Origin of the sequence: Caulobacter sp. Root487D2Y (assembly GCF_001427165.1) — a bacterium.
Classification (GTDB): Bacteria; Pseudomonadota; Alphaproteobacteria; order Caulobacterales; family Caulobacteraceae; genus Caulobacter.
This window is the reverse complement of record NZ_LMFD01000016.1, coordinates 145,862-152,140: the sequence shown is the minus strand read 5'-3', so window position 1 is coordinate 152,140 and position 6,279 is coordinate 145,862. Positions and strand designations below refer to the sequence as shown.

Genomic DNA, 6,279 nt, shown 5'->3' with positions numbered 1-6,279 from the left:
GCCATCATCGGCCAGATGGACACCGGGGCGGTGCTGGAGCCGGCGGTCAAGTACCAGCGCATCGCCCAGACCAAGGGCCTGCCCCGGGATAACCATTAGAATGCGACGGGAAGAGGCCAGGTCGCGACCGATCCGCCTGTTGCTGGCCCTGGTTGTCGGCCTTGGCGCCGCGACCGCCGCGCAAGGCCAGGTCTGGCGCGCTGACAGCGGGCAGGGGACCTACAGCAACCCCCCGCTCTACGCCGACTATCCCGATCCCGACATCATCCGGGTCGGCAAGGACTTCTACTTCGCCTCGACGACATTCGTGAACGCGCCCGGCCTGACGATCCTGCACTCCAGGGACCTGGTGAACTGGGACATCGCCGGCCACGTGATGCCCCGCCTGGAGGGCAATCCGAAATACGATCTCAGCGACGGCGGCGACTATCGCCACGGCGTCTACGCCCCCAGCCTCCGCCACCACAACGGCCGCTTCTATATCGTGGTCACGCCGGTGGGACACAACAGCCGCATCTATTCGGCCGCCGACGTGCGCGGCCCCTGGGCCGTGCACGAGTTCGACCGCGAGGCGTTCGATCCGGGCCTGTTCATCGATGACGACGGAAAGGCCTACATCGCCACCTCCATCGGCTCGGACGGAACGGTGCGTCTCCTGACCCTCAACGGCGATCTGACCGCCGTCACGGGGGAACAGAAAATCCACTACATCCAGGGCGCGGAGGGCTCCAAGCTCATCAAGCGCGGCGGCTGGTACTACCTGTTCAACGCCATTCCGCGACGCCTGGCCCTGACCGTGTCGCGGGCCAGGACCCTGACCGGGCCGTGGGAGACCCGCGACCAGATCGACGACACCACCGGCGGACACCAGGGCGCCCTGGTCGATCTGCCGGACGGCGGCTGGTACGGCTTCGTCATGCGCGACGCCGGCGCCATCGGCCGGGTCACCAATATCAGCCCGGTGTTCTGGCGCGACGACTGGCCGGTCTGGGGCACCCCCGAGGCGCCCGGCCGCGTGCCGAATGCGGCCGCCAAGCCGATCCTGGGCGAGCCGTTCGCGCAGCCGCCCAGCACCGACGATTTCAGCGGCCGCGCGCTGGGCCGGCAATGGCAATGGAACCACAATCCCGATGACAGCCGCTGGTCGCTGAGCGCGCGTCCCGGCTTCCTGCGCCTGAACGTCACGACGGCTCCGGACATGTGGACCGCCCGCAACACCTTGCTGCAGAAGGGGCAGGGCCCCAAGGCGCGGGGCGTCGTCAAGCTGGACGTCCGGGGGCTGACGGTCGGCGACGCCTGCGGCTTTGGCACGTTCGGCAAGTTCTCGAGCCAGATCGTGGTCGCCCGCGCGCCGGACGGGCAGGGCGCCCTGAGCGCGCGGCTGGTCGAAAGCACCGACGCCGGACCCAAGACCTCGCCGCGCGGCGCGCCGCGCTCGGTTCCGCTCGGCGATCTCTGGTTGTCGGTCGCCATGGACTTCACCACCGACAAGGCCGTCCTGGCCTACAGCCTCGACGGCCGGTCCTGGACGCGGATGCCCGGCGATTTCCCTCTGGCCTTCGACTGGCGCACCGGCACCTTCCAGGGCGAGCAGTTCGGGCTGTTCTGCTACAATCCCGCCGGCGGCGACGGGCGGATCGACGTGGACAGCTTCACATTGAGCAAGCCCTGAGACGTCGGTTCGTCACATCGACGAGCGGGTATCCTCAAGCGCCAGGTCGACGAGCGCGCGCATGGCCGCGCTGGCCGCCTCGGGATCGCCGGCGACAATGGCGTCGCAGACCCTGGCGTGGTCCGGGACCGGATCGCGGGGCAGGGCCCGCGAGCGCTGCTTGAACTCGGTCGTCCAGCTGACCGCGGCGCTGATGCTGGCGCTCAGCGCCATCATCGCGCTGTTGTGCGTGGCGCGCAGCAACGCATCGTGGAAGGCGCGGTCGGCCGCCCGGCCGGCCTCGGTCGCCAGGGTATGGCGCCGCATCTTGGCCAAGGCGTCCTTCATCGCCTTGATGTCGTCCTTGTCGCGCCGCTCCGCGGCGAAGCGGGCGGCGGCCGGTTCGACCACGGCGCGCAGTTCGAACAGGTCGCGCACGAAGGCCAGGTCCGGCTCGGCCGAGAACGCCCAGGCCAGGACCGTCGGGTCCAGAACGTTCCAGCGGCTGCGCGGCAGGACGCGCGTGCCGGCCTTTGGGCGGCTTTCCACCAAACCCTTGGCCGTCAGCACCTGCACGGCCTCGCGATAGGCGCTGCGCGAGACGTCGAGAGCGGCGGCGTTGGCGATTTCGCCCGTCAGGGTCTCTCCCGGGGCGATTTGGCCCGAGACGATCGCCGTGCCGAGATAGTGGGCCACCGCACCGCGCAAGCGACGGCCGGAGCCTTTCACCGACCGGGGAGTCGACGTCTCGTCCGCGGCGTCGATGGGCGTTGGCGTTGAATCGCGAGGTTCCATATCTCGCCAATAAGCGCGGCAGGCCGCGCCTTGGCAAGTTATGAAGCGCGCCTCCATATAATGGGAGCGTTCCCAGCGTCTTCTGTTTCGAAGGCCTTTTTCGGCGGCGCGTTAGGTCGCCGCTAGGGTTCCAGCTGCACCACGACGATCGACTTTGCCGGGATGTCCAGCCTGAGGCCGTCACGGCCGGCTTTCGCGCTGAACGGCCCTGGGGCCACCACGGCGGGCGCTTCGAAGGTGTTCACCGCATCGACCCGAGCCGCGGTCAGCACCTGGCCGCGAGCGTTCGTGGCCTTGGCGCCGGTCAGGTCGGCCAAGATCGAGGCCGGACGCGCGGGATCAAGGTTGGTCACCGCCAGCCACAGCCTGCCCTGGGTGTCCCGCGCGGCGATGGCGTCCACGCGCGGCAACTTGATGTCGCCCTGGACATACGTGCCCGCGTCGAAGTTGACGGGCATTGCCGTCGCGTCCTGGAAGGGCAGGTACATCTTGTAGACATGATAGGTCGGGGTCAGGACCATCCTGTCCTTGTCGGTCAGGATCATCGCCTGCAACACGTTGATCATCTGGGCGATGTTGGTCATCCGCACCCGGTCGGCGTGGCGGGCGAAGATGTTGAGGTTCAGGGCCGCCACGATCGCGTCGCGCAGCGAATTCTGCTGGACCAGGAAGCCGGGATTGGTGTCTTCGAGCGGCGCCAGCCAGACGCCCCACTCATCGACGACCAGCGGCACCTTCTTTTCCGGATCGTACCTATCCATGATCGCCGCGTGCTGGGCGATCAGGCCGTCCATGCCCAGCGTCTCCTTGACCAGCTTGGCGTAGGCGGTCTCGTCGAACTTCGTGCTCGAGTAGGAAGGCGGCCAGCCGCCGGTCGTGTAGGAGTGCAGCGACAGGCCTTCGATGTTCCAGGCCCAGTCGTGCCCCTTCTGCGAGGCCATCACGGCCTCGGTATAGGCCGGGTCGGCCTGGTTGGGGCCGACGGCGATCCGCTGCATCGCCTCGGCGCCGGTCTGCTTGGGGTTGTAGTTGCGGACGAAGCGGGCGTAGCGCTTCATCTCGTCGGTATAGTATTCGGGAGTCATCGCCCCGCCGCAGCTCCAGCTTTCGTTGCCGAGGCCCAGATACTTGACCTTGTACGGCGCGCGATGGCCGTTGGCGGCGCGCTCCTTGCCCGCGGTCGTCTCGGGATCGGCGGTCATGTACTCGATCCACTCGGCCGCTTCCTGGACCGTTCCCGATCCCAGGTTGACCGAGACGTAGGCCTCGCTGCCGATCTGGTCGACGAAGTCCATGAACTCGTCCGTGCCGAAGGTGTTCGGCTCGACCGCGCCGCCCCAGTTGGAGTTGATCGTCTTGCGGCGGCTCTCGGCCGGGCCGATCCCATGGCGCCAGTGGTACTCGTCGGCGAAGCAGCCGCCCGGCCAACGGACATTGGGAACCTTGATGGCGCGCAGGGCCTGGACCACGTCGTCGCGGATCCCGCGCGTGTTGGGGATCGGCGAGTCCTTGCCCACCCAGACGCCGCCATAGATGCCCGTTCCCAGATGCTCGGCGAACTGGCCGAAGATGTTGCGGTCGATCTTGGGTCCAGGGGCGCCGGCGTCGATCCGCAACACGATAGGCGGTTCGGCCCTGCCCTGAGCCTGAACCAAGGTGGGCGCGGCCAGCATGAAGGCCAGGGCGCAAGCGGCCAGCGGACGAGTGGCTCTGATCATCTCTTATCCCCCTTGAACGCCGACGCTGAGGGGCGCCAGCGGCGATCGCATCGGCGTCGCCATCGGTTTACGGGTTGTTTGAATGGGAGGTCCCGCCGGGCTTGGCGGCGGTCCGGCGTGCGTCATGGTCCCCCGACCGCGTCCGGCCGGGCGTCATGGGCGTAGACACCCAGCAGCGCGCCGACAAAGCCTCCAGCGGTCTTGGTCGAAAGGATCGTGCCGTCCTCGCCCGCCTTCAAGGTCCTCCATTGGCCGGGCGCCAGCGCGTAGGAAAAATCATAAAGGCCGCCGCGGGCGGTGATCTTCAGCCAGACCGGAGCGCCGGTCTTCAGCGTGACAGGCGCGCTGGCGACCTCCACGCCCCCCGCCGCGTCCTTCGGGCCGGCGCGGCGCTCGAGCACAATCTTGTCCTGGCCGCCGGCGTCTTTGGTCACGCCCAGGAAGAAGTAGTAGTCGTCGTTCTGCACGGCGACCATGCCGGCCTTGTCTCCGGCCTTGCTGGGGGCAAAGCGCATCTGGGTCGAGGCGCTGGCGTTGACGTGCTGTTGGCGACGCCCCCAGAACGAAGGCTGGGTCATGCCCCCGATCGTCTCGGGGCGGGCCGTCAGGATCAGCTTTCCGCCGTCGAGCCGCCACCAACGCTGTTGCGGGATCCGCATCGTGACCCAGCTCAGCGGCAGGGCCTTGCCGTCGAACTCCTCGCGAACCGTGAAGCCGCCGGCGGTTGGCGGCGGCGTGGGCGTTGTCGCGGGCAGGGCGGGCTTGGTGTGGACGTAGGGGATCGTCTTCCCCGCTTCCAGGATGACGGGCCAGCCGTCCTTCCATTCCACCGGCAGCAAGAAGGTCTCGCGGCCGGTGTTGTAGAGATCGTCGCCATAAGGCCGCACCGCCAGGAACGTCGCCCACCACTTGCCGTCCGGGGTGTCGACCAGCGTGGCGTGGCCGGCCGAGGTGATCGGCAGCGGGCGGTCCTTGGAAAGGCCCCGTTGCGTCAGGATCGGATTGTTCGCGTAGGGAACGTACGGTCCCCAGGCGCTTTTCGAGCGCAGGACCACCTGGCTGTGACCTTCGGCGGTGCCGCCCTCGGCGGCGACCAGATAGTACCAGCCGTCCTTCTTGAGGATGTGAGGGCCCTCGGGCCAGATCGGCTTGGCCGACGGATTGACGCCCTTGTCGAGCAGCAGCCGGGGTTCGCCGACGGTCTTCTTGGCCTTGACGTCGTAGCCGATCGCCCAGATCGCGCGGTGGCCGCTATACTCCGGCGGCCCCGGGGGCGCGCCGTTGAAGACGATCATGGCGCCGCCGTCGTCGTCGAAGAACAGATACGGATCGATGCCTTCCACCGCCGGCAGCCATACCGGATCCGACCAAGGGCCCTTCGGATCCTTCGCGGTGATCAGGAAATTGCCGCTGCAGTCGACGCAGGTGTTCAAAATATAGAACGTCCCGTCATGATGGCTCAGGGTCGGGGCGAAGACGGCGCGCGACAGGCCCAGGCGCTTGAAGTCGAGCATGCCGGGGCGATCGATCGCGTTGCCGATCTGGTTCCAATGCACCAGATCGGTGGAGTGGAAGACCGGAAGCCCCGGAAACCAGGCGAAGGTCGAACTGACGAAGTAGAAGTCCTTGCCGACCCGCATGACGGCCGGGTCGGGATAGGTCCCCTTCAGGATCGGGTTGGCGTACTGGGTCGCGGTCGGCTTGAAGGCGGCGTCCGAAGGATCGGCGCCGGTATATTCGAACCACTCGAACGCCGCCTCGGGGCCGGCGCGCCGACCATCGGTCGGGCCTGGCGTCTCAAGCGGACCTTGGGCCTGGGCGACGCCGGCGGCCACAAGGAGGAGGGCCACGAGGCCTTGGCGGATCATTTGACGTCGTTCCTCCGAGCACCGCGATTGAGGTCGCGTTTGTTCTTATGTCCGGCAAATCGCGCGATCAGGGTCGTCGGCTGGCCGGGTCCAAGTCATCCTAATCATAGGAGTTATAAATGGTAGCGCTAACTTTGGGCGCCGGGCTCGTGATTTTGTAGGCCGTCGCCGCCTTGGGCGGGCGCCGTGTTTCCGGAGTTTGTCGGAGTAATGCAAGGCGTTCCCGGTCGGCTCGGGCAAGCCGGGC

The 6,279-nt window shown here is 67.6% G+C and carries 5 protein-coding genes; 2 read left to right on the top strand and 3 right to left on the bottom strand.

Annotated elements, in window-relative coordinates:
* Both ASD38_RS24835 and ASD38_RS23065 read left to right on the top strand, forming a co-directional pair.
* The coding region (locus ASD38_RS24835) for a hypothetical protein (protein WP_235523789.1) at window positions 1-99 on the top strand (99 nt) is incomplete at its 5' end.
* Between the two features lies 1 nt (window position 100).
* Entirely contained in the window at window positions 101-1,672 is a 1,572-nt protein-coding gene (locus ASD38_RS23065; protein WP_082560867.1) for a glycoside hydrolase family 43 protein, read from the top strand.
* A 12-nt stretch (window positions 1,673-1,684) separates the two neighbouring features.
* Here the strand turns inward: ASD38_RS23065 and ASD38_RS23060 are convergent, their stop codons facing one another.
* From ASD38_RS23060 to ASD38_RS23050, 3 genes are all read right to left on the bottom strand, one after another.
* Window positions 1,685-2,446, bottom strand: coding sequence for a FadR/GntR family transcriptional regulator (locus ASD38_RS23060; RefSeq protein WP_056439833.1), 762 nt, complete (start codon window positions 2,444-2,446; stop codon window positions 1,685-1,687).
* Between the two features lie 122 nt (window positions 2,447-2,568).
* A complete protein-coding gene (locus ASD38_RS23055) occupies window positions 2,569-4,164 on the bottom strand; it encodes an alpha-N-arabinofuranosidase (RefSeq protein WP_056463874.1) in 1,596 nt (531 codons plus the stop codon).
* Between the two features lie 122 nt (window positions 4,165-4,286).
* Complete coding sequence (locus ASD38_RS23050) at window positions 4,287-6,032, bottom strand: glycoside hydrolase family 43 protein (protein ID WP_056463872.1); 1,746 nt, start codon at window positions 6,030-6,032, stop codon at window positions 4,287-4,289.
* Window positions 6,033-6,279: the final 247 nt, after the last annotated feature.

Coding starts and splice junctions, on each gene's coding strand:
- ASD38_RS23050 (WP_056463872.1), bottom strand. CDS start 6,032: ATGATCCGCCAAGGCCTCGTGGCCCTCCTCCTTGTGGCCGCCGGCGTC.
- ASD38_RS23060 (WP_056439833.1), bottom strand. CDS start 2,446: ATGGAACCTCGCGATTCAACGCCAACGCCCATCGACGCCGCGGACGAG.
- ASD38_RS23065 (WP_082560867.1), top strand. CDS start 101: ATGCGACGGGAAGAGGCCAGGTCGCGACCGATCCGCCTGTTGCTGGCC.
- ASD38_RS23055 (WP_056463874.1), bottom strand. CDS start 4,164: ATGATCAGAGCCACTCGTCCGCTGGCCGCTTGCGCCCTGGCCTTCATG.